At 54.4% G+C, this 23,877-nt stretch carries 15 protein-coding genes; 7 read left to right on the forward strand and 8 right to left on the reverse strand.

Going from position 1 to position 23,877, the window contains the following annotated elements; translation table 11 throughout:
* Positions 1 to 45: 45 nt before the first annotated feature.
* A complete protein-coding gene (locus DHN60_RS20240) occupies positions 46 to 237 on the forward strand; it encodes a hypothetical protein (protein WP_234423734.1) in 192 nt (63 codons plus the stop codon).
* 391 nt (positions 238 to 628) lie between these two features.
* Here DHN60_RS20240 and DHN60_RS20245 read toward each other — a convergent pair whose 3' ends face one another.
* From DHN60_RS20245 to DHN60_RS20275, 7 genes are all read right to left on the reverse strand, one after another.
* Positions 629 to 1,525, reverse strand: coding sequence for a glycosyltransferase (locus DHN60_RS20245; protein WP_108839130.1), 897 nt, complete (start codon positions 1,523 to 1,525; stop codon positions 629 to 631).
* A 654-nt stretch (positions 1,526 to 2,179) separates the two neighbouring features.
* Positions 2,180 to 6,160, reverse strand: coding sequence for a non-ribosomal peptide synthetase (locus DHN60_RS20250; protein ID WP_108839131.1), 3,981 nt, complete (start codon positions 6,158 to 6,160; stop codon positions 2,180 to 2,182).
* Complete coding sequence (locus tag DHN60_RS20255; RefSeq protein ID WP_108839132.1) at positions 6,160 to 10,347, reverse strand: non-ribosomal peptide synthetase; 4,188 nt, start codon at positions 10,345 to 10,347, stop codon at positions 6,160 to 6,162. Before DHN60_RS20255 ends, DHN60_RS20250 begins: the two co-directional genes overlap by 1 nt.
* A 1-nt stretch (position 10,348) precedes the next feature.
* Positions 10,349 to 10,585 carry an acyl carrier protein gene (locus tag DHN60_RS20260; RefSeq protein ID WP_159089313.1) on the reverse strand — a complete coding sequence of 79 codons (237 nt, stop codon included), beginning with the start codon at positions 10,583 to 10,585 and terminating at the stop codon, positions 10,349 to 10,351.
* A gap of 16 nt (positions 10,586 to 10,601) precedes the next feature.
* Positions 10,602 to 12,080: an amino acid adenylation domain-containing protein gene (locus DHN60_RS20265; RefSeq protein ID WP_159089314.1), complete on the reverse strand. Its 1,479-nt coding sequence runs from the start codon at positions 12,078 to 12,080 to the stop codon at positions 10,602 to 10,604.
* Between the two features lie 2 nt (positions 12,081 to 12,082).
* Complete coding sequence (locus tag DHN60_RS20270) at positions 12,083 to 13,291, reverse strand: HupE/UreJ family protein (protein WP_108839135.1); 1,209 nt, start codon at positions 13,289 to 13,291, stop codon at positions 12,083 to 12,085.
* 3 nt (positions 13,292 to 13,294) lie between these two features.
* Positions 13,295 to 14,449: an acyl-CoA dehydrogenase family protein gene (locus DHN60_RS20275; RefSeq protein WP_108839136.1), complete on the reverse strand. Its 1,155-nt coding sequence runs from the start codon at positions 14,447 to 14,449 to the stop codon at positions 13,295 to 13,297.
* 880 nt (positions 14,450 to 15,329) lie between these two features.
* Between DHN60_RS20275 and DHN60_RS20280 the strand changes: the two genes are divergently transcribed.
* From DHN60_RS20280 to DHN60_RS20305, 6 genes are all read left to right on the forward strand, one after another.
* Positions 15,330 to 15,737, forward strand: coding sequence for a universal stress protein (locus DHN60_RS20280; protein WP_108839137.1), 408 nt, complete (start codon positions 15,330 to 15,332; stop codon positions 15,735 to 15,737).
* 186 nt (positions 15,738 to 15,923) lie between these two features.
* A complete protein-coding gene (locus DHN60_RS20285; protein WP_234423729.1) occupies positions 15,924 to 16,289 on the forward strand; it encodes a cytochrome c in 366 nt (121 codons plus the stop codon).
* A 5-nt stretch (positions 16,290 to 16,294) separates the two neighbouring features.
* Complete coding sequence (locus DHN60_RS20290; RefSeq protein WP_108839138.1) at positions 16,295 to 17,674, forward strand: adenylate/guanylate cyclase domain-containing protein; 1,380 nt, start codon at positions 16,295 to 16,297, stop codon at positions 17,672 to 17,674.
* A gap of 277 nt (positions 17,675 to 17,951) precedes the next feature.
* Positions 17,952 to 18,194 carry a hypothetical protein gene (locus DHN60_RS20295; protein ID WP_108839139.1) on the forward strand — a complete coding sequence of 81 codons (243 nt, stop codon included), beginning with the start codon at positions 17,952 to 17,954 and terminating at the stop codon, positions 18,192 to 18,194.
* Between the two features lie 423 nt (positions 18,195 to 18,617).
* Positions 18,618 to 21,170, forward strand: coding sequence for a response regulator (locus DHN60_RS20300; protein WP_108839140.1), 2,553 nt, complete (start codon positions 18,618 to 18,620; stop codon positions 21,168 to 21,170).
* A gap of 487 nt (positions 21,171 to 21,657) precedes the next feature.
* Entirely contained in the window at positions 21,658 to 22,455 is a 798-nt protein-coding gene (locus DHN60_RS20305) for a methyltransferase domain-containing protein (protein WP_159089315.1), read from the forward strand.
* Between the two features lie 340 nt (positions 22,456 to 22,795).
* On the opposite strand, the gene DHN60_RS20310 is transcribed toward DHN60_RS20305, so the two are convergent.
* Complete coding sequence (locus DHN60_RS20310) at positions 22,796 to 23,323, reverse strand: hypothetical protein (RefSeq protein WP_108839142.1); 528 nt, start codon at positions 23,321 to 23,323, stop codon at positions 22,796 to 22,798.
* Between the last annotated feature and the right edge of the window lie 554 nt (positions 23,324 to 23,877).

Genomic DNA, 23,877 nt, shown 5'->3' on the forward strand with positions numbered 1-23,877 from the left:
GGAAAGTGGCGTGGCAAAGCCAGCATTCAAGGGGGCCGAAAGCAGTTGCGCGACGCGCTCTACATGCCTGCTCTCGTCGCTGTAAAACACAACCCCGATATGTGCAAAAAATACCAGAGAATGATCAAACAGGGAAAACCGCAAAAGGTCGCTCTCACAGCAATCATGCGGAAACTCATTGAGCTCGCCAACACATTGGTCAAAGCAGATCGAGAGTGGGTTCAAAACCACGCTTGACCAAGACGGATACTCGAAGCGGCCATTCGCTGCACTCTGCCTGAAGGTCGGCACTGCGGACAAAACCGTCATTCGATTTTGAGCCTTCGCTGACGCAGCATCGTTTCGCGCGTGCGGTACATTTTTTGCTGCGCTACAGCGCATGTCGCCAGATCGGTCGTTGAAATACACCGATTACTCCCGATCCGATGCCGGGCTTTCGCTGCTGCTCAGTCCGACCATCCAGACGCGGACTTTTCCGACCTTGGATTCTATACCTTCGATTTTGCCGCATGTCTTCGCCATCGCCGCACACATCTTCTTGCGACGCAGCACATGTCACCGAAGCAGCCGTTGAACGATATCAATTTGGCCCGCACCGATACCGTACATTCGCTGCTGCTTGGACGGACTAGGAAGGCGCGGGAGTGTCATTCAATAGGCCCGCTATTGTAGGTATCAAATTCTCGGGCGTTGGAAGTGCACTTGTGTAGGCGTCTTGCATCGGATCGACGAGGAACGAGGCGTGAGACAAATTAGATGGTATAGCGCCGAATGTTGCCTTGTGATGTCGCGCCAGCGCATCCGCAATTTCGGTGTTTTGCAACAGTGTCCTTATGTCCGTCTCTATCTTTGACGCGCCGTCGCGATAAGACCCCATGCGCCCAAGCTTATGAAAAGTCGCTCGAGCTGCGTTGCCGGGACCGTCCAAGTTATTTGGGTAGATCATCATCGGCGTTCTGGTTAGCAAGCACTCTCCAAACGTACCTGCACCACCATGAAAGATCGCGCAATCAGCCCGCACTAGCACATCCAGTTGTGGTGCCCATTCTACGAAGGAAAGGTTGGCGGGTAGCACGCCAATTTTGGCGGATACTGTTGGCTGGTCTAATCCCTTGTTGGCAATCAAAATCTGCCAGGTCGGATTGCGCTCGGCGACTTCGCGCAGTCTTCGAACAAAGCGCAATGGAGGCTGCATCCTTGACCCGAAGACTGCATAAATCCTAGGCCCCGCGTTCGCAGCATTAAAAAAAGCAGCCAGTCGAGGGTCGGCGGTGTCGGAACGGGCACTAGGCGATCCTGTTTGGGTGTTTGCAACACTGATCACGGAGCCCCCATGACGGTTTCGGATCATCGGACCGAGAAATTTTTGGTGAGGCGCTTGGATCGTAGGAAAATCGGCCGACGGCGCCACCAGTAGAAGAGTCAGTAAAGTGTAGCTCCACGGCATCTGAAATGCATCCTGCGAGGTGATCCTAGATAGATCTACGCCCAGCAGTTGAGCCAGAAAGCGGTGGGCGGTGGCCATATCGGCGCCCCAGTGTTTGCGCTTTGCCCTGCGTAACTTACGGGTTTTGCGCCGTCTCAGAGATGCCCAGGAATACCGCACGGCCAATGGAGATCCACTCACACCCACGCCAGGAACCTGACTAGACGTCAGAGGGGGCGCTTGTGCACTCGGTGGTGTGAAATACATAAAACTCAAAAGCGCCAAACGGTGACCTGAAGCAAGGCTTTGTAGGATTGCGGAATGGTGTTCGCAGTCCGCCAAAACCAGATCAGGGTGCAGACTTTGCAGCACCTCCGATATTCCGTCTGCTGCAATTTTCTGGGCGGAGGCGCGAGCGCGTTCGGCGGATCGCGCCGAGGTGCGCCAGAAGCCCTCGCGTGGCAGGTATTTGCCGCGCGCGCTTAATAAGGGCTGTGAGATTGTGTGGCAGGGAAACGTCGCAGACGTGATCTCTGCTTTGCAATTTTCAGGCGCCGCAAACGTTACATCGTGACCAACTTTGCGCAATGCTTCCGCTAAAGCGATTGACGATGACAGATTCGAGAATAACCCTGTGCAAGTGATCAAAATCTTGGCGATGATGTGGTCCTTTTAGAAGTGTGACACCGGTTAACCGGTCAGGCGATTTCCCGGTCAATTGTCACCGGGAACGGCCCAAAAAAGCTGCGCGGCTTACTGTTTGCGAATCCGCCGCGCTATCTGGGTTGTGACCGTCAAAATACTCTCTGGCTTGGTGATGACGTTGGCATGCTTTGTCTCCAAGTGTTCGACCGTTTTGTTCGTCAGATGGGTTTGCATTGCTGCATGTTCCGAAAGAGCAGGATTGTTTGGTGTCACAAAAACATGTGCCGGGCCGTCGTGCCGTGCCATCCGATAGCGGCATAGGGCAAAAACATATGCTGATCGAACCAATCTGCGGCGACGGGATTCAGAACGTGGAAAGACCGGGGCAACCGTCTTCAGGGCGGCGACGCGCGCGCCGTGGCGTATTAACCGCCAGAACAGCTTGCGTCTCACGCGTCGGGTCCAGCGCGAACGGATGGGGCTAGCCGCGAGATCGGTGTCGGAGCCAATCACGTTGTATGGCGGATCAATCAGGAAAATCTGAGTGATTTGATCACCCAGCAGTCGCGCGGTTTCCAGTGCGACTGGGACTCCGGCTGAGTATGCGCAAAGCACATAAGGTCCATTGGGACGCAAACGGCGCAAGTCAGCGACTGTACGTGTCGCAAGGTCTTCTATGGTTTGATTGAGCGGGACTTTTTCTCCGGGCAAGTAATGCGAAAACTGTACGCCAATCGGATGATCGCGTCCCAAGGCGCGGGCGAGCTGAAAAAAAAGTTGCGTGCTGCCGTGCAAAATAAGGACGGGGTCTTTTTTGCCTGTGCTATTGGCCAACCAAAGATTTTCTTGACCGCTGTGCTCAATTGGGCGGCCACTTTTTTCCAACATATGGTGCGCAAGAGACCGCGGGGTTGGGTGATCGAAAATGTCGGTCGGGGCAATCGCCAATCCGTCTGCCCGCGCTCTTGAGTAGAGCGCAATTGTCGATAGGCTATCTCCACCGGCTTCGAAGAAATTCGCATCTAAGTTTAGATCTACTGTGCCAATAACTTGGGAAAAAAGTGCGGCGATCTGTTCTTCAAGATCAGTGCCTCGCGGTGGTTTCGTGTCGCTCGCATTCAGTTCCGAGTGCGCTCCGGCTCGGTCTTTGCGGCTCGGACCAACATCGCCACGAACTGCTGGCTGCGTTGCGATTTGGCGCGCAAGGGCGGTGTGGTCTACCTTCCCGTTTGGCAAATCCGGAAACTCAGCCAGTCTCAAGACGCGCGAAGGGACGAACGCAGAGGGTAGATACTGGGTTAAATTGCGCTTCAGCGGGGTGTCCAGGTCTTTTGAAACCTGATCGTTTGGGGTGCGCGACGACGCAGACGGGTCTTCAATGCATAGCCATAAAACACCCTCTACTGCCAAAGCCACGCTTGCGCGATCGCCCAACACAAGGCGCGCCGCCTCTTCGACTTCTGAGAGTTCGACACGGTGTCCCCGGATCTTGACCTGCCGATCGGAGCGCCCATGGTAGTGTAGGATACCCTCTTGGTCGACGCTGCCGAGGTCACCGGTTTTGTACAGACGTGCGCCATCGGTGCCGAGGCGCGGGAAGGCTCCATCGGTTTTGTCTGCTGAGCCCAAGTAACCCATCGCCAGCATAGGTCCTGAAATCATGATTTCGCCGCTCACCCCTGTCGGCAGTGGCGCCCCGTCCGGATCGCAAACGCCGACCCATAATCCTGGTACCGACCGACCGATGGGAACGGGGCCGTCTATATGGTCCGTGGCGTCATAGGATGTCGCCCAAACCGTTGCCTCCGTGGGGCCGTACTCGTTGATAACGCGCGTACCCGGTAATGTCCCACGTATCATGGCGCTCAGGCGCGAAGACATGGGCTCTCCGGCTGGGATCAAGACTTTTAAACTCGCGAGAGCACCAGGCTGGATGGTATCTATCAGGGCTTCGGCCAAGGTAGGCAGGCATAGCAAATGGCTTACCTGATGCCGTTCAATCAGTTCACCAAGTGAACGCGGCAATTGTTCGGCTCGATTTGGGGCAATAACCACATGCCCTCCGGTGGCCAATGGCCAATACAGACCCGGCACCGAACTGTCGAAGGCCAGCGACGACATCATCAAATAGGCGGTCGGCCGATTGCTGTACACCAGATCTCGCGCGCCCGTTGAATGCGCCAAGGCGCCGTGGGAGATCACGACCCCTTTTGGGCGCCCTTGGGAGCCTGATGTGAAAATTACATAGGCCGGGTCTTCAGCGTTAGGTGTTGCCTTTGGTTTCCTGGGAGCATTTTGAGACGGCGTACTGGGCGGCCCGTAGGTCTCATTTTCTGTGAGCTCATTGAACTGATCTACGATGACTTCGCGGGCTTGGTGACCCGGCAACTGACCGCATGACGCGCTGTCTGTGATTACGAAATCAGGCGAGATCGTCTCGAAGATTTGCACCAGACGACCCTTGGGATAGCTCAGATCTAATGGGACATAGGCCGCGCCGGCCAACCAAACGCCCAAATAGGCCGCCAACGCGTCCACGCCACGCTCCACCGCGACCGGGATAATCTGTGTGCGGTCGACACCCGCGTGCCTGAGTTGATCCGCGATATGTATGGCCCGATCAAAGAGTGCGCTGTAGCTCAACGTCGTTTTGGCATCCGATACCGCTGGTGCGTTTGGGTTTTGCTCTACCGCCAGCAGAAAGCGTGTCAAAATGTCCGAAAACCTGGGCGTCGGCGCGGGTTGCCTGGCGGGCAGCGCACGCCTGACAATCTCGGCAACGGGCACAGTCGGGTCCGCAATCATGTTGCGCAAGAGTGCGGAAAACCGATCAAGTATCTCCTCAGCCGTATTGCAAGGTATTTTGGCCGCATCATAATAAAGTTCGCTCTTCAGATCCGACTCCGGTGCCACCAACAGGGCCAATGTGTAATTCGACGATTGCACCGACTTAAGATCGGTGACGGAGATGTCGCCCCACGACATTTTGCTCGGGCCAGGGGCATGGTTGACAAAAAGCGTGTCGAAAAGGCGGGTATCGTGTGGGAGGGGAGATAGAGCCTGGATGTCAGATAACGCCGCAAGATCATGCGGGGCGTGCGCTAGTTGTATCGCCTGTAAGCCTCTCAAAAAACTGGCAATATCCTGATTGGGATCGATTTTTTGGCGCACCGGCAGTGTGTTGATAAATGCTCCGGCGGCTTGCCCTATACCTGGCACTTCCGGAGGACGACCCGACCACGTCTGTCCAAAGATCACATCGTTTCTCTGCGTCAAATGCCGAATGACCAACGCCCAGGCACCGGCGAGCACAGTATTTGCCGTGACTTTAAGTTCGCGCGCCAGTCCCGAGACGGCAATAAACGTGTCAGAGCCCAACCACCTCTCAATTCTGTCTTGACCCGTGCGCGGCTGTGCGGGCGGCACAATGTCAAGCTGGCAACCAGCTTCTAGCCCGGCAAGGTGTTGGGTCCAGTACGCTTTGTCTGTCTTCGCGCGTTCCGTACGACGGCGCCATGCGGAAACCTGGCTCAAGCTTGCCGTTGGCGTCGGGGTGTACTCAATCGAAGCAGCCGAGAGAGAGGCCTGTTTGTATCGGCGCGCAACCTCGTTGAGTACAACGGATGTGGACCACCCGTCGCTGATTAAGTGGTGGACCGTCCAAACAAGCGTGTGGTGCCGCTCGGCACGATGGATCAAATGGACTGCCATCAAAGGTGCTTGGCTTAGTTCAAAGCATCTGGCCTGCTCGGCCGCGACAAGAGCGGACAAGTTGTCTTCGCATTGCTCGACGGATTTATGCGACCAATCCAAATCAGCCCAAGGCAAGGCGATGTCCGATCGTATAGCTTGCAGCGGGCGCTTCACACCTTCCCAGACAAATGCGGCGCGAAACGCGTCACGCGCTTGCACTTCGTCTTGCATAGCGCTTTTCAGCCGAACCACGTCCAAGGCCCCTCGAAGTTCGCAAGAAACGACGGCCACATAACCACCATGAACCTCAGGGTTTTCCAGGACGTGAAATAGCATGCCCGCTTGTGCTGGCATCAGCGGTAAAACTGCGTCCACACCCTCGGGCAGAGCAGCCATCAGGAGAGCGCCTGCGCAAGCCCCGCGAGATCTTCGTCATCGATGTCGAGATCTTCGGGCGCAAGGATATCAGTTGGACCCGCATGGTCAGTTTCGGCAAAAGCTGAGGATTGCGCAGCAGAGCTATCACCTATCTCGGCGATTTGTGCCAGTGCCGCAAGCGTACGGGCCTCGAAAACGGCTGTGGTTGGTAGGGCGAGCCCAAGCTCGTTGGCCCGCATCGCAATTTGAACAGAAGCCAAGGAGTCGATCCCAAGGTCGAAAAAGTCCGTGTGGCGTCCGATGTCGCTAAGTCCGCAGATCTGTTGGATGATCTGCGCCAGTTTCTGTTCCGTTGGCGTCGACGGAGGTTCATCTGGCGCCTGTGTCACTCCGCTCTGTGTTGCGTGGGCTGACGGTGCTGGCAAGCGCGCTGTATCTACTTTCCCGTTGGACGTCAGCGCGAGATCGTTGACCACAACGATACGCGCTGGAACGGCCTCGCGTGGCAAACGCGCGCGCAGAGCGTCCATAAGCGACTGTTCACTCAATTCTTGGTCGGATACGGCGTAGGCAACGATTTTGGCGTCGCCTACGTTTTGGTCAGCAGCGGTGTATCCGATCCGCCCCATGATTGCCGCGACGCTATCACTTTCGATTTCGTCTGCTAATTCATCCATTGCTTCAGCGCGGGTTTTGTGTCCCATCCGCACGTCCCAACTATACGGTAGCGCGTAGTTGTGGAAACCATGGCGTCGTTTGTGTTCGTGGATACCCGCATCATTGATCAAACAATTTGTCGACCGCCCTGTGTCGTCAGGTCTGCGCCACGTGCCGCGTTCTTTGAGGAAACGATAAATCTCCGCCACGGGCACGTCGATATAGCGATAGAGATCAACAATCTCGACATCTTCAAGAAACTTGCCATCTGCCAAATCTTCGGTTTCCAAGAGCCGTGCGACGGCGTCATTTTCAGCGTGATAACGACGGCGGGCCCGGTCCACCATATCCTCCAATTGCGAGCAGGTTGGAGCGGCGTTTTGGAAAAGCTCGGGCGTGAGGCGGGTCTCAAAAAACTGGCCTCTGGAAAGGCCCGTGATTACGATAGGCGCACCCTCGGCGCGGGCTGTGCGAATGGCCAGCGTGTAGATCGCTTTGAAGCATCCTTGGCAGACATTTGCATGCGTGTTCAGGCTGTCTACAAAGATTTGGTTCATCTTGTCTGTCGTTAGAAAGCGATGATCCCAACCGAGGTCCCGTGCGACCCGAGCGATGTTGGCTTTCGCGACCTCTGCGATGAAGCCGTTGTCCAATGTCACCGCCAAGACGCGGTTGGTTAGAGCGCCCAACCGGTAGGCAGCATAGGTACTGTCCTTGCCGCCGCTCAGAAGCATCACAGCATCATAGGCGCCGCGCGATTTGGCCGCCGCGTCAACCACTTTTGCCTCCAGCTCTGGTTCCGTTCTAAAATAGGCCGCGGCCCGGTCCTTGTAACTATCGAAGTCCGCGCAAATTTGGCACAGGCCAGTGCTGTCGAAAGTGACGTTCGGATAGTTGGACGGCAACCCGCATTGGACGCAGTTCTGGTGGCCGCTTTGGTTCACCTTGGTATGTTGGAGCGGCAGCGCGACATGCGCGGTCTGCACACCCGGAACCGACATCAAGGCGTTTTCGATCTCGGCTTTCTCAATGCGCACACCGTTGATTTTCAACTGCTGATCGTCACGCCCCAAATATTCAAAGACCCCATCCATTCGCAGACGTCCCAGGTCGCCCGTGCGATAGATACGTTCGCCGTCGGGTGTGGTCACAAACTTTTCTGCTGTCAGATCAGGCTGACCTAAATATCCAGCTGCCAAGCGGCCTGCGATGCAAATCTCGCCCTTAACGCCCGGCGGCACGGGAACCAACCCCGCATCACGCAGTGTAAGGGTTACACCATCTGCCGGTCTGCCAATAGGCACCGAAGCGCCTGTATCCCGCGCCGGGTCAAATCTATGCACCATGGCGCCGACGACCGCTTCGGTCGGGCCGTATTCGTTTAGGAATTCGATGTCTGAGCCCAGCACCTTGCGGGCCCTCTGGCATAGGCTGGCGGCAAGGTTTTCGCCTCCTAAAACCAGAGTTTTGATCCGTGAAACCGGCCGTCCGACGGCGCAAACCAAAGCTAAATGTGAGGGCGTCAACTTGACCACATCGACAGCGTCTTCCTCAAACACCTCCAATACGGCCTGATCATTCTCACTGGTCTCGAGGTAGATAACCACGCTACCCCCGTAGGTCAGCGGCGTAAAGATCGAGGTAATTGTCAGATCGAATGAGAGCGAAGAGAAAAGCGCGTAATTCTCAAGGCCCGATTTGCTGAAGGTCCGCGTCGCCCAAGAGATGTAGCCCGCCAGTCCGCGTTGGGTAACCTCGACCCCTTTCGGGATTCCGGTTGAGCCCGAGGTGAAGAGTACATAGGCGATCGGCGAAAGTTCGGGGTCTTGGTGGTCGGCACCAGTCTGGGGGTGCGGCAGAGACAGGACGCCTGCTTGGGTAAACCGACGAGCCGTTGTTTGATCGCCCAGTCCCGCCACAACACCCGCGGCGTCAAGGATCGTCTTAAGGCGGGCCTCTGCCGTGTTGGCCGCAATTGGCACAAATGTACGTCCTGCGCGCATCACGCCGAGAATGGACACCATCAACTCAATGGACCGGGCCATGTGGATCGCAATGGGCCCCGGCGGCAGATCAGCCGTGCTCACTTGCGCCGCGATCCCACCCGCCCGGTGCCACAGATCACCATAGGTGACTTGGATGTCCCCCTGTCTTAGGGCGATGGCTTGTGGCGTCCGGGCGACCTGTGTTGCGATTTGCTCGAGAACCGGTACATCGTCGCCATACTGTGCTGGCGCGCCTTGCGTTAGCTGTGCGATGCGCGTGATCTCTGCAGAGCTGGACAAAGCAACGGTGTCGATGGGTTGACTGGTATCCTGTGCCATCGCTTTGATCACTCGAGACAGATGTCCCGCCACATCCTGTGCCGAGCGCCCCTCCAGCAAGTCATCGTGCACATCAAGTGCTAACTGAGCGCCCGCGCCATCAAAATCCATAACGTGCAAGCGGATCGGATGGTGGGCGTCATGTGAACCCGAATGAAGCCACTGCGCAGTTGAAGGCGCTTGTGCGAAGTCGTCAAACTTCGCGTGGAGGAAGTTTAGAACACAGGCTGGGGTGCCGGCTTCCACCGCGGCAACGGCGCCTGGTTTTGCAGCTTTCAAAAAACCTCCCAGACCATCTTTCACCCGCTCAAAGAGTTTTGAGAAACTGTCCGAGCCTTGGACGTCGATTGCCCAAGGTAGAACTTCCACGAAAAGCCCGATCGTCGCCCGGTCTTGGGGTGTTAAACGATTGTGAACGGGCAGCGCGATAACTGCACGGTCGTCACCGCTCACCCGGTGGACGAATGCAGCGTAAGCCGTCAGGATCAAAGCCAATCTTGTGAGATCTGGCGTAAAGAGCCGAAAGGCGGGGGTGTCTCCCAAAGCCCAGAACGCAGAAAGGTCTTCAGGAGCAATGTCAAGTTGGGCGCGCGAAGAGCCTGTGTGGCGCTTGGAGGGGCCTCCGTACGGCGGCGATTGCGGTGTTGTCCTTGCTGCTGCTCGATCTGAAGGCGAAACGGCAGCCGCAATCCTTCTCGCGGCGTCAAAGTAGCTAGGCGCCGATGACAGCAGCGTGTCGGGCTTGGCATATCGCTCAGAGACCACGTGAAAAAAAAGCGCGCCGGATTGAGCGTCACAGGCGATGTGATGTTGGGCAGACAGCCAAACCCAATGGTCGGTGCCCATCTTAACCAACCGCGCTCGATAAGTCGTCTGGCTAAGATCAAAGGGGAGCTGTATCCACTCGTTCAGACCGGATTGCAACATGGTTTCAGGGTCAGAAAAACCGCTGAGATCAACGAAATCGTCTAGACGGAAATCATGACTGCCAACGCGCTGGACAACACCATCTGACCCGTCTTCGAAGATCGATGACAGAGCCTCCGATTCATTCACCACTTGAGCAATCGCCGTGCCAAAGCGCGCAGGCTCAATGTCTTGGTACAAGTCGAAGCGCCAGACCATCGAATAGCTGGCGTCACCTGGAGACGCTTGGGCTCCGCGCCAAAAAAGTTCCTGGCTGGGGGTCAGGGGCGTGGCCTGCGAAATCAGCGCGCCTTCCATTTCAGGCCTCTGCCGCAGCCAGCGATACGCGGCCCGAAATGTATTGACCAATGGCCTGAACGGATTCAAAGTTTTCCACAACTACGTCAGTGAATGGGACAGTGACGTTGAACGTTTCTTCGATGAAGGTGACCAACGACATAACAGCAAGGGAGTCCAATAGGCCGCTTACCAGCAGTTCCTCGTCGTCAGCTATTTCTTGGCCCAACAACAGCGTTTTGTTTACGTAGCTTCGCAAAGAGGCCACAGTTTGGTCATGCAGCGTTTCTGTCAACGTTTCTCTCCACCATCGCATTGCGGTCTATTTTGCCCGTAGAAGTGCGCGCCAACGCAGTGAGACATGTGAACTCAGCCGGCACGCAGTAAGTGGGAAGCCAAGCAGCAACATGCATGGCAAGATCACTTGAATTCACGGAGTTGATGTCGCCCGAGATAAATGCATGCAGGCTGTGACCGTCAGCGGTAAGGACCACAGCCGCCTCTCGAACCAACGGGTGGTATGACAACACCAATTCCACCTCATCCAATTCCACGCGGTGGCCCCGCAGTTTCACCTGTCGGTCAGCACGCCCGATCAAAGAGAAAGTGCCGTCCACCGCACAGGTAACGAGATCGCCGGTGCGATAGAACCTCCGAGATTGTCCCGAATGGGTCAGTGTTTCAAACGCCGCATTGGTTCTCACAGGATCGTTCCAATAGCCGGTCATGACCTGGTCCGAGGCAATGAGCAACTCGCCGCTCTTACTGACCCGAGCCACGACCCCATCGTCCGCCTGACCTATAGGTACGGCGCTGACACCGTCGATTTGATCAGGTCTCAGTTGCGCCGTGGTGCAATGATTGGTCTCGGTCGGACCGTAGGCGTTGAAGAGCTGAGCCTTTGGCAAGACCTTCGACACCCTGCCCAGAATCTTCGGCGGAATTGTCTCGCCAGCAAACATCACTAGTCGCAAACTTGACATGTCCCGCGTCTCTAGGGCCCCTCGGTCCAAGATCTGCGCGATCGCGAAGGGAACCGAATACCAGACAGTGACCTGCTCCTCCGAAACCAACATTGTCAGACTTGCGGGCAGTTTGGCGTGGGCTTCAGGTATCACAACAACAGTCGCACCCGCCCCAAGCGTAGCGAAGATGTCAAAGATTGACATATCGAAATGTAAGGGCGTCAGATGCGTGACGCGATCCTCGGGTCCAAGCGCGCAAAGTTTCGCGGACATCTGGGCGTAAGCCATGCCGCTCCTATGCGTGTGGCAAATTCCCTTCGGCGTTCCGGTAGAGCCCGAGGTGTAGAGTATATAGGCTAAATCATCGGGTGTCCGGATAGCGGGCTTTGAGATCGGTTGGGCATCGACTGCGTCGTTCAGCAGGCTGTGCGACCAATACTCGGGCAATCGTCGCGTTCGCGCAGGCTCTGTGAGCACCAATTTCGGAGAGCAATCGGACAGAATCGTAAATATTCGCTCTTCAGGAGCAGCCGGATCGATCGGCACATAAGCGGCCCCCACACGCAGCACACCCAAAACAGCCGCGATCGTATGGAAGGATTTCGCCGCATAGATCGCCACGCGATCGCCCGGTACAACGCCCTTGGCCACCAAGTGACCGGCAACGCTATTTGCTGCGCGGTCCAGAGCTGCGAAGCTGTAGTCGGCACTTTGAAACCTCACAGCCGTGTTGTTGGGCTTGCGGGCGGACCAATTGGCGACAGGGCTGTCCAGAAAATCTACCGTCACTTTCAGCCCCCAGAGACGACGAGGGTTGCTGGCACAAAGAGATGCTGAGTGCGTTCAACAAACCAGAAAAGCGCCACGGCGATCAGAGCGACCGAGCCCGCCTGTAAGCTGACAAACTGATACGCGCGGTAGTGGCGCAGGGCAAAAAGGATCGGGAATACCGCAAGTACGATTGCCAACTGGCCGAGTTCCACACCGATGTTAAAGGCGGCTAAGCCTACCGCTTTACGAGCGGGGTCGAGCCCTAAGGGTTCCAGCACATTTGCAAAACCGAAGCCGTGGAAAAGACCGAAGGCAAAGACGATTATCCAAGATTGAGTGTGAAAGCGCGGAAATAGAGTGCCAAAGGCCACGATCGCTATGGAAATGGCAATCACGGCTTCGACCAACACCACAGGCAAGGTCAAAATATTGAAGGTCGCCAAGCTCAGCGTCACCGTGTGGGCCAGAGTGAACACGGTGACGATCTTGACCGTAGTCATCAAGCTTTGACGTAAACCGCCAGCGGGCGACCAACGACCTTGATCCACAAACATCACAGCAGGAATTAGAAGCGCGATTAGAAAAAGGACATGGTCAAAGCCGAGCCAAATATGCCAGACGCCATGTTCCAGAAAGGTCAACGCCACTTGCAGGGTCGGCTCGTCGTTCAAAAATAACTGTTGCCGACCGTCACCCGGTAAAAACGCAAGTGAGATATAGCTCTCGTTTTCACCCATGGAAGTCCGGGTGTTCGACCCGATCAAAGCATATCCACGGTGGCCTGAATCCACTTCTGCAAACATGGCATCGTAGGACATTTCGATTGTCAGCGGCGTTAGGCCGACGTCTAAGACCTCAAACCCAAGCTGCGCAAAAGTGCCAGCTTCGGTGTCCAGAAAGTCAACGCCGTCAAAGGCTACATCGTAGCGCCGCTCTTCCCAAAACAGCGTCATTCGCTCTTCGAAATATGTTTTGAGCGTTGGGTAGCTCGCGATTACCTCGTCGCGGGTGAGCGGTACGGTGCCCGTTTCAGGGCGAACGATCTTCGCCAACTCTTCCAACCGCACTTCGACACGTCCACTCAATGTGGTATCGGTCACGTCAAAATAGACGTAGCTTTGGTTGATGCTGTGCGCTTGCGCAGGAACTCCAGCGAGCGTTACCCATACGACAGTAACCAACCAGATGTGGCAGCTGAGTATTGCCTTGAGCGTATTTTTGAATGCCATTGATTACCCCCGTCGCCGTCCGGCAAGTTTTGCGATTATATTCCTCTGTACGTCGGACGTCCCGGAATAGATCACTCCACCAAGTGAATCGTTCACATCGACACCCGTTTGCGCGCCGACCAAATACCCCTGCGCCCCCATCGTGCGCATCGCATCCAGACTCGATTGCAAAAAAGCCTCCGCGATATGCAGATTGCACATGGCCGCCAGTTGGCTAAGGGTCTGGCCTTCATCGTAGGCTTGTGCGGCACGGAAAAGCATGAGGCGAGAGGTCTCCAGCCTCACGGCCATATCTGCCAACCGATTGGTTACCGATTGATGTTCTATTATCGGCTTGCCAAAAGATTGGCGGGTGCGGGCGTGATCCAAGCAATCATCGAGTTGGCGCGCCATGGCGCCGACATGCGGGGCCAGAATAAAGGCGCGTTCCCACTCAAGAACTGTTTGAAAGATCTTTGCTCCGGCTCCTTCAGGACCAAGGCGACGATCTTCCGGGACCCATGTGTCTTTCATCTCAAACTGCCCCATGGGAAGTGTTTTGAGGCCAATTTTCTCCTGCGCCTCACTTGCTGACACACCAGGATCAGCTCTCTCGACGAGGAAGGCGGAGATGCCCCAAGCTTTTTTTTCCGGCGCCGTTGAGGCAAAGACGATGGCTACGTCGCAAACCGGCGCCATACCGATGTAACACTTCTGTCCATTCAGAATGTACCCTTCATCCTGCTTGGTCGCGTGGGTCGTCATGGAAAGCGCATCAGACCCTGAACTCTCCTCGGTGATGGCAAAAGCGCCGATCGTGCGACCCGACATCATGTCGGGAAGGTATCGGGCTTGCTGCTCCGCTGTACCGAATGCCACAAGTGGTTGTTGTACTGTCCAGACATGGCTGCCCAAACCCATCGTGAATCCATTGTCCGGGCAGTTATGACCCAAGGTTTCAAGCATCCGCACAAATGTGCTGACACTCTGACCCCCTCCACCTAAGGATGGAGGCATCAGAGCGCTCAGAACACCCAGCTCTGCCGCGGTTTTCCAAGCTTGCCGCCAGTCCTGAGCCACTTCGTCAAGAAATGCCGGCCCAAATAAATACTCGGAAGACAGAGCGTCCGGCGTCCCTGTTCTTTCAAAAGGACCAACTTGCGCTTGAGTGTGGTTCATATATGCCGCTCGACTTGCTTCTGCGTCTTCACGCGAGGTTGCTGGTTTTTTTCTTAATGGTGTGTACTCAAACCGTGACTGATTGGAAAGTTAGGGCGGGCTTCAGGTGTGTCCAATTCTCGAAACGCCGTCAACTTTTTCGAAGGGAGATACGCGCGAGTGCTACCCGGGCCGACCAAAGTGAACCCAGTTCTTCAAACCAGAGATCCTTGCAGTCAGGCTTCGAAATTAGGCTCTGAACCCAGTTTACGGAGCGCTTGAAGCCATTGAGTGCCACTAATTCATTGCGTCCAAAAGGCTGTGCACATTGCAAAATCTAATCTGAGCGATGATGAGTGGGCGGTTATCGAGCCTTGTTGCGGATGAAGCCTACTGCGTACACTGGACCATCAACCCGGTCTGGACGGCGCTGGCGCCATAGGCGCAGCATTTGGGAAGTTTGGGCTCAGAGCAGTCTTTCGCTGCACTCGGCCTGAATGACTGCATTGCGGACTAAACCGCCATTTGCCGCTGAGGCGCGCGCGCCTTAGTTTCCTGGCCTGTGGCGAGGCATTCACCCCAAGCGCAAAACCGCCCGGTTCTGCTCGACCAAATGCCGCGTGGCCGCGCATAGGTCACAGGCGTGAGATGTTGCAAATTGCAACACCTACTTGCCCAGTCGGGTTTGTGTGTGGAGGCACCCAGTAATCAATCTAGCTGGTCATGATTACTGGGATACCGGAGCTACAGCTCCCACTTACAACACAAAAACCATGCGTGACCGCTTAAGTTGCGTCAAACGAGCTTAGGGATAGGTCCACTATCCTTTTGGATAGGTTATCCTGCTATTCAGCAGGCAAAATCATGCTAGACTTTGGTTGCTTTAGGAGGAGGCGAAACCGTGTATCAAAATATTCTCATCCCTATCGTGTTTGATGACGAACACGACCAGAAAAATTCGATAGAGCTGGGTGGTCTTTTGGCAGCGACAAATGCCCAGGTCACATTTCTGCATGTGATTGAAAGTATACCTGCATATGCAACGTCTTATATACCAGAGGATTTGCAAAAAGAACTTCGAGTAGCTCTACAACAAGCCATAGATGATATTGCTGCGCATTTGCCTGGTGCGACGGGGCAACTTGTAGAGGGGCATTCTGGTCGAACTATTTTGGACTATGCGCAAGAGCATGGGGTGGATTTGATCATTATCGAGTCTCACAGACCTGGTTTTCAGGATCTGTTCCTAGGGAGCACAGCGGCACATGTGGTGCGTCATGCCGCCTGCGCGGTGCATGTGCTCAGGTAGGCGAAGTTGCAGCTAAAGCTCGATTTGTTCGCAACTCGGTCAAAGGCCCTCTAGAAGCCGCGTTCCTTGGCACACAAACTCTGAGCGATCTCAAATCCAAAAGTGACAGGCACAAATATGCATAGGTTGATACTCAAGATTCTGTTTGTAGGTCTAATACCTCTTTCCCTCCCGTCCTGCACAGACATGATGGGTGAAGAACAGTCGATGCCGACACGGTCTGATGGGGCAGCATTCTTTGCGCAAAACTGCACGTCGTGTCACGGAGCAGATGCGCGCGGAGCAGGCCCGAGCGCGGGCACTCTGACGGTTGTGCCTACCGACTTAACGAAACTCAGCGCAGAGAATGGTGGCACATTTCCTGAGGCGCGCGCGCTGGCTTATATCTACGGTGATCCAGTCGACAGCCACCTCGCGCGCGTTATGCCGCAATTTGGCGACGAAATGGCGATGGATCTAGTTCCAGTCGAAATCGACGGCATACTTACCCCGACCCCTCGTGAGTTGGCGGGTCTGTTGTTTTACCTTGAAAGCATTCAGCAATATCCGTGACGCACATGGCCAACAAGACAAACCAACTGCCCAGCTTTGGCAAAACTGACCCGACTGACCACGTCAGCGAGACAGCCATTGCCACGCACCGATTTACGGAGGCCGCGTTGGTTAAGCATAAGCGTGAAGGGCTGGTTTTAGCCCTGCGCGCCCGTTGGATCGCGCTTGCCGTGTTGGCCGTCATGCTGCCGTTGCTCAATCCCAGAATTGAGGTTCTGTATCACGAGTTTCTGCTGCTCCTACTGGCTTTGAATGGATACCTGCAATGGCGCTTTGGCGCTATAGGTCGAAACCGGGTGGAACCTTTTTTGCTCTTTTTCGATCTGTTGATCATGACACTTGGGGTTGGACTGCCAAACCCCTTCACCACCTCTGAATGGCCCGATGCGACGCTCTTTCGCTTTAACAACTTCATCTTTTTCTACATCATTCTTGCTGGTGCAACGTTGATGTACTCGTGGCGAACAATCGTAACAGTGGGGACTTGGACAGCGATCTTGTGGATTTCGGCGGCGATCTGCGTTTGGGTGTGGGGCAATAATGAACCCGAATTGACCCAGACCGTGACAGAGGCGTTGGGAACGGAGAAAGGTTACCATATCCTGCTCGATCCGAACGCGGTTCAGTTTGACATCCGTTTTAAAGAAATCGTTGTATTTCTGATTGTCTCAGCGACACTCGCCATCTCCGTTCAGCGTTTTTATCGCCTGATCCTCGGTAATGCGGAACTAGAACGAGAACGTGCGAACCTGTCGCGTTATTTCTCTCCAAATGTGGTGGATGAACTGTCGCAGCGCGATGAGGCGCTGGGGACAGTGAGGGAGCAGAATGCTGCGGTTCTGTTTATCGATCTGATAGGATTCACCAGCTTTGCAGCAGAAAGATCCGCGCGCGAGGTTATCAATACGCTCCGCATCTTTCATGGGCGGATGGAGGCATGCGTGTTCCGCAATGAAGGGACCCTTGACAAGTATCTGGGGGATGGGCTGATGGCGACCTTTGGAACCCCCCTTGCAGGTAAGAACGATGTCGCTCGCGCCTTGGCCTGCGCCTCGGATATGCTTGAGGCAGTTGAGGATTTGAACGCGCAGCGCCGAGCCTCCGGGGAGGAGGAGTTGCGCGCTGGCATTGGTGTGCACTTTGGACCGGTGGTTGTCGGTGATATAGGCTCCAATAGGCTAGAGTTCGCGGTGATCGGAAACACCGTCAATGTGGCCAGCCGGATGGAGGGACTAACTCGCCCTTTGCGCCAACGCTTGATCCTCAGCGATGAGGCTTTTGCTGAGGCGCAAAAGCAGGGGGCAGATGTGGAGGGTTTCAAACCGGTTGCCGACCAAACAATCCGCGGGATCAAGGGGAATGTAACTGTCTGGGCACTGTCATAAATTCCTGATTGTGCCTGAAGAGGGCGGCTGTACATCTTCCCCAATTAAGTAGCGTCCCTATGGTTAGGCCTATGGTAAGCGTCCGGTGAACCCGGCGCTTATCTAGCGTTCAGATTTTGGGCGATGAATGTATGTGGAAGAATAGGTCAAATACCCATTTTTTCCGGCCTCTATCCTTTTTGGACATTTCACTTAAGCCAATAATGTCCCATTCCGGAGCATAACAAATGCAAAAGGGCGCAATAGCCTGGAATTTGGCGGCCTAAAAGAAAACCAAATGAGTGAACAACTGAAACACCTCCGCCGGGTAGACACATTGATGGCAGCCGACAACATTGCCGTGACAGCCATCAAATACACCTTTGAAGGCGATCTGTCCGACAGCCCTAACCAAAACGCCTCCGCTAGAGCGCACCCGCTCTTTCCAGCCTACCTGCAAGCGGCAGCTCTCCAGATAGCTGCCGACGATATAGTCACGGCACTGACTGCAAGAGCAGATCGATTTCTTGAGCAAGCATGACCCTGAAAACCTAGGCTACACTCGCTTGATCGATCACCCGCGCGATCCAATCATCAGTTAGTCTGCAAACTTAACAGTCGTTCGGTTGATGATTTCAATCTCGCTAGCAAAAGACTGATAGTCTGAATTTTTAGCGAGTGCTTCGTAAGTCTTTTCTATGGCATCGATCGAAGGATATCTCAAGCGATGTACTGTTTCCTCACTGTCAGGTCAGTGACTGGTTCGAAGTGGTCTCACAGCTCCGATGGAATAGATGGGATATCCTAATGGATAGGTGGTTTATACGATTCCCCCCCCAAACACCGGTTCCTAGACGTTATATGTTCGGCGTCTTATGGGGAGGCTAATGTGTCTGATCGACTACGATTTCTTGCGCCATTCTGGAACACGATAAATAGAGTTCGTATTTACATTTTTCTGGGCATGATGGTTGTCATTTCAACACCATTGATCCTCTTGATGCAAAATAGTTACGACCTTGCTTACCAGCGAGAGCTGAACAAGGTCGAGCAATCGCACCTTGTTATAGCCGACAACCTGGCTTCGACCTTGCAACGCTATGCGACCGACCTCGAAGCAACATTTGATTTCGTCGTTGCAAACCATGGCCTTGCGTATGCGCGCGGGTCTATGGATCAGCTCCTTGAAGCTTACAGTTTTCGAATGGTGGCTGCGTTCAATTCCGGCGATGAAACGGGCGAACTATTGTACGCTAGGGAGTTTGCGCTTCCTCCTAAGCCAGTTCTAGACAACCTTCGCCAAACCGCAGTTGGCGATAGTGCGACCTTTTCAGGGGTCCAACAGTCGCCAGATGGGCCCGTCATCTACATCACTCGTTTGTCTCCAACAGGCACGTTCCTGGTCGGAGCTATCGATACAAGTTTCCTGATTGCGCAGCAAGCTGACATCACCTTTGGCGAGCGCGGGCACGCGATGATTGTTGACCAAGAAGGGCGTGTTATGGCGCACCCGAAAAAAGAGTGGGTTGAAACGTCCAAAGACGCATCCGGACTTGAAGTTGTCCAACGCATGACATCCGGGCAAACCGGAGTAATGCAGTTCTACGCGCCGCCGTTCAAGGCCGACGTGATTGCAGGATACACCTCAGTTACATCCACAGGGTGGGGAGCAATGGTACCTCAGCCGATTTCCGAACTCGAGGATGCGGCAAGTGTCGAAGCAACCAGCGTTATTTACATCTTGCTTTTGTTATTCTTGTTGGCCGCCTTGGCCAGCTGGATCCTTTCGGGTTTGATTGCGCGTCCCATTCACAGCCTTTCGCAAGTTGTTGTTGAAGTTCGGGGCGGCAACCTGTCGGCACGGGTTCCCAAATTTAACCCTCTAACTCCAAGGGAATTGATATCTTTACGAAGTGTGTTCAATGGTTTGTTGGACAGCTGGTCAGACAATAGGGCTCTGCTGGAAAGCTCTCTGGAAGCGGCAAAAGAAGCCAACATGCGCAAGTCCAAGGCCATTTCAGTGCTTAGCCATGAAATGCGTACGCCACTGAATGGTGTCGTCGGAGCGGTGGACCTTCTTGAACAGACTGATTTGACCGACTTACAAAAAAAGTATCTAGGGTTCGTAAACACTTCGTCCAACACACTCCTCAAACACGTCAACAACGTACTTGAGGTCAGCAGGCTCGACAGCAGCAAAGTCAAACTTGAAAAGGAGCGTGTCGACCTTTCAGAATTGATGCGCGATATTGTTCAAGAAAACTCTGCACAAGCCGAGCGTTCCGGCAGTGGAATTTCCGTCAGCTTTGCGTCTGGTATGCCGCGTAATGTCGAGACTGACGCAGGGTTGCTGCGTAAAATCGCTGCAAATCTGGTCGGGAATGCGGTCAAATTTGCACCAGGCACCCACATCGATGTTCTGTTGGGCTTTGATCCAAACGGCATTCTGGAGATTGTCGTTAAGGACAACGGTCCAGGGATCAGCACGGCTGATATCGAAAGCGCCTTTGAACCATTCACGGTGCTCGACGCATCATATGGACGCAATTCTGAAGGTACCGGTCTGGGACTGAGCATAGTAGCGATGGCCGTCGACGCGTTGGATGGTCAGATAGCATTAAACAGTGAAGTCGGTGCGGGATGCGAATTCCGTGTGCAAATTCCAGTTGCGATCGTTGAAAACTGTATGCAACTCGCCGGTGGCGATAGTGTTAATTCCCTGTTGCCGCATGACTATCTCAAGCAAGTCGACATAGCCGAGCGTAAGCATGTTCTTGTTGTCGACGACAACGAAATAAATCGTCTTGTACTAATCGAGATGCTTCAAAGGCTGGGGCACCGCGTTTCTACGGCCGATGACGGGCCAGATGCTCTGGAAGTGGCAATGGCAGAGCGCTTTGACCTGATCCTTATGGATATCAGCATGCCAGGTATGGACGGCACAGAAGTCGCTCGATCACTGCGTGACCATGATGGCCCAAACCGGGGCACAAAGATCATCGCCCAAACCGCACACACCAGTCCAGAGGATCGAGACAGGATCTTTGCCGCCAAAATGCAGGGTATCTTTACAAAACCCGTATCGATTGATGAGCTTCGGACGACCTTGAATGGCGTTGAAAACGGCGACGGCTTGGTATGTTTCGATGACGAAGCTACACAATCGGTGCTGGAACTGGCGCCGCTTCAAATTTTGGTTTCAGCAACAGGCCTAAGAGCTACCAACAGGAGCTTGAACGAACTGTTTGACGAGGCATCGTTAATCGTTGGCAAATTGAAATCGTGCGCGCCGTCAGATTTGAACGACGGCACCGTAATCTCGCGGGTCCACAACACATCTGGTGCATGCGCCACTCTGGGCGCCTACCTGCTGCACAGTAATTTTTCTAAAATCGAAGAATGTCTCAAGCGTGGCTCAATGAGTTCATCAAGAGATTTGCTTGAGGCCGCAGAACGCGCGATAGTGAAAACGCGCAATGCTGCCTCGAACTTATTATCTCAATTGGAACATGCGTAACGAAATCCTATCGTCCAATTGTGGGTGTGTCCTTATCATTTAAGTTTTGTGGGGAAATCAAAGGTTCACAAGGGCATCCATTTGCGATCATCTTGTTCTAGCAGGTGGTGCAATGAGCCATCAAATCCCTCGCTGAGCAGGTTTAACCGCAGACGCGACCCACATATGATAGTCATTCGCCATACGAAGAGATCCGGCGGATTTGTCCGCATGGAGGTCACTTGTGGACGATGCGGCGAACGGCCTTTTTCGCTTCCCGACGGATACTGCGCAAACTACGAAAGAGTAGAGTGGGCTCGGAGCGGTCATCTGACGGTTTTGGTCGGTTGACCGGTGCCAGCCCCAAAGCGGTCATAGCGAGAAACGGCGGAGTTTGGTCAGAGCGGACCTTCGCGTTGCTTCTGTTGTGTGACCGGCAAGCGGGACTTTGCTGCCTTCCGCGTCAACAAATGGTATTGCTAGCTTCGAAGTTGGGGAGGGCAGAACATTGACGGACGAACCATTCTACAAATCCCATTGGCGGAACATCGATCCCGAGAGGATGCCCGCGTACCGGCACGGTTTTGGTTGGGATGAGGCGACGGAAAAACTATACCACCCCGCCGATATCGCTGCTGGGCAATCGGTCGCTGACTTCGGGTGTGGTCCCGGCAAAGTTTCTGTGGCGCTCGCTAAGAAAGTTGGATCGGGTGGACACGTCCATGCGATCGACATCAACAGGGAATTTCTAGACTTAACCAAAGAGAATGCCGCTGCCGCAGGGGTGTCGGGTCAAGTTACAACTCACTTGAATGACGGTGTTTCGCTCCCCATCGAAAATGCATCCCTAGATCGGATAACGGCTCGAAACGCCATCATGTATGTTGATGAGCCAGTCGAGACACTTAGAGAGTTTCATCGAGTTCTTCGCCCGGGAGGGTTGGCACACGCAATCGACGGTGACTGGTACATGATGGTCGCTGAACCTGTTGCACATGGCCCATGGAGAGCTTTCGTTGAGGCGGCTTCTCACGCGTGCCGCAACTCGGACATGGGAAGAAAACTTTTCGGAGCGTTCGTAGTGGCTGGGTTTCAAGATGTAAGAGTTTCAATCGTTGCTAATGCAGACGTTGACGGCCGGCTGCTCGGCATGATCCGTAATATGGCGAAATACGCATTGGAAAGTCGAGCTATCGACCGCGAGGCGGTTGTTAAGGTTGTTTCCGAAATTGAGCGTGCACATGCCAGCGGGTTATACTTGGTTGTTTCCCCTCAGTTTGTGGTCACCGGAAGAAAACCAGATTAGGGGATGGGCGACCTAACATATCGCGGTCACTTTGGTCTCAGAGCAGTCATCCGAGTGTTTTAGTTGGATGACTGCAATGTCGCAGTATGCGGTCATTGGTGATGGCCATTCCTTGGTTTTGGTCAAACGTCTCGCGAGCTACTTTGCCCGAGGAGAGAGATCGCAGAGGCAAGCAGCCGTCTTGCTTCATAAAGGTCACGCTGACCAGACATCAGGTTTGGAGGCAGCGCGCCAATCTTCTCAGAATGCCGGATTGAGACTATCAATCTGGCTTCAGCCTCATGTGCGGCTTTGAGCGTCGCGTTTACTGCAGACCAATCTGACATTGAATTCTTCATCGCTAGTCGGTCCCGCCCAATCGGCCCCATTTTGGCAACAAAGACTTGTCTACCGTTGCGTATGTTTTGGAAGTCTGTCGCAAGGCTTCTACTTCTGCCCGCAGCTTCGCTAGCTCTTCAAACCCCTTCAGCTGAATGTGACGGCCTAAAATTTCCTGCAGCGATTTTGCCTGATGCAGGCTAATTTCGCCCCGAGCCGCTGCGATGGCAATGCGCTCTGAGGAACCAACGATATCTGGAACTGTCGTAAGTCTGTGATCATCGCCCAATTGAACGAAATCCGAACGCCCCGGCGGCCTGACGCGATCTATGAGCCACTGGGCAATAGCCGGGTTCCCAGCATCCAGCTCATCAGAAATGATGTCCGTTGCCCGTCCCAGCATCCGCTCAAGTTGTTCGCTCGCAAGTTTTGATGCGCGTGCTTTGATGCCTTTGGCTCCCGGCGGTCGACCGGGAGACTTAGGCGGCTTGTGTCCGGGTAGGAACTTGCCGTCCGGGCCACGTTTGGACTGCTTTTCGTCGTGAGGCATTGAACCGTCAATTTCGCCATTTATACGTCAATGATGCTGACCTTATATATCTTTGCTTACTATTTGTCATTGGCCGAGAGTGGCTTTTTCGTGCCCATCGACGTTTTTGTGACGTGAAAATCATCTTTAAGATGGGCCCATAGGTGGGCCGGTTGGCGATAAGGAAAATATTAACGTTAAAAATCATAAAATCATTATTTATACATGGCGGACTTCGTCTTCGTCATTTTCACTGAAAAATCAGTGATTTAGCTGATCCGCCGGTCAAGGGTAGATCGGCTTTCTTTTTGACCGTGTCTCTTGAGTGTCTCGAATAGAAATGAATCGAACCCTCCCAGACGTCGACCATGGCGGCCCTGGAGGGCAGACCGCGCTCAGGCAGTTTGCCGTGCCACAAGCCCGCTGAGATGCTGTCTAGGAAGTGCCCTGGACGCCGGTAGTCTGGGCTGACGCCGCAATGCCGATTTTTGCGCGGAGGTGGCGTGGTCACCTCTTACATAAGCTCGAGGTATGCGGCGGCATATGTTGCGTGGTCATGATGATGTTTATCGACC

This window comes from Tateyamaria sp. Alg231-49 (assembly GCF_900143535.1).
Taxonomy (GTDB): Bacteria; Pseudomonadota; Alphaproteobacteria; order Rhodobacterales; family Rhodobacteraceae; genus Tateyamaria.

Bases quoted from the DNA above. Each gene is read 5' to 3' on its own strand.
- DHN60_RS20245 (WP_108839130.1), bottom strand. From the start codon at position 1,525: ATGGCCACCGCCCACCGCTTTCTGGCTCAACTGCTGGGCGTAGATCTA.
- DHN60_RS20250 (WP_108839131.1), bottom strand. From the start codon at position 6,160: ATGGCTGCTCTGCCCGAGGGTGTGGACGCAGTTTTACCGCTGATGCCA.
- DHN60_RS20255 (WP_108839132.1), bottom strand. From the start codon at position 10,347: ATGGAAGGCGCGCTGATTTCGCAGGCCACGCCCCTGACCCCCAGCCAG.
- DHN60_RS20270 (WP_108839135.1), bottom strand. From the start codon at position 13,291: ATGGCATTCAAAAATACGCTCAAGGCAATACTCAGCTGCCACATCTGG.
- DHN60_RS20275 (WP_108839136.1), bottom strand. From the start codon at position 14,449: ATGAACCACACTCAAGCGCAAGTTGGTCCTTTTGAAAGAACAGGGACG.
- DHN60_RS20285 (WP_234423729.1), top strand. From the start codon at position 15,924: ATGATGGGTGAAGAACAGTCGATGCCGACACGGTCTGATGGGGCAGCA.
- DHN60_RS20290 (WP_108839138.1), top strand. From the start codon at position 16,295: ATGGCCAACAAGACAAACCAACTGCCCAGCTTTGGCAAAACTGACCCG.
- DHN60_RS20295 (WP_108839139.1), top strand. From the start codon at position 17,952: ATGAGTGAACAACTGAAACACCTCCGCCGGGTAGACACATTGATGGCA.
- DHN60_RS20300 (WP_108839140.1), top strand. From the start codon at position 18,618: ATGATGGTTGTCATTTCAACACCATTGATCCTCTTGATGCAAAATAGT.
- DHN60_RS20310 (WP_108839142.1), bottom strand. From the start codon at position 23,323: ATGCCTCACGACGAAAAGCAGTCCAAACGTGGCCCGGACGGCAAGTTC.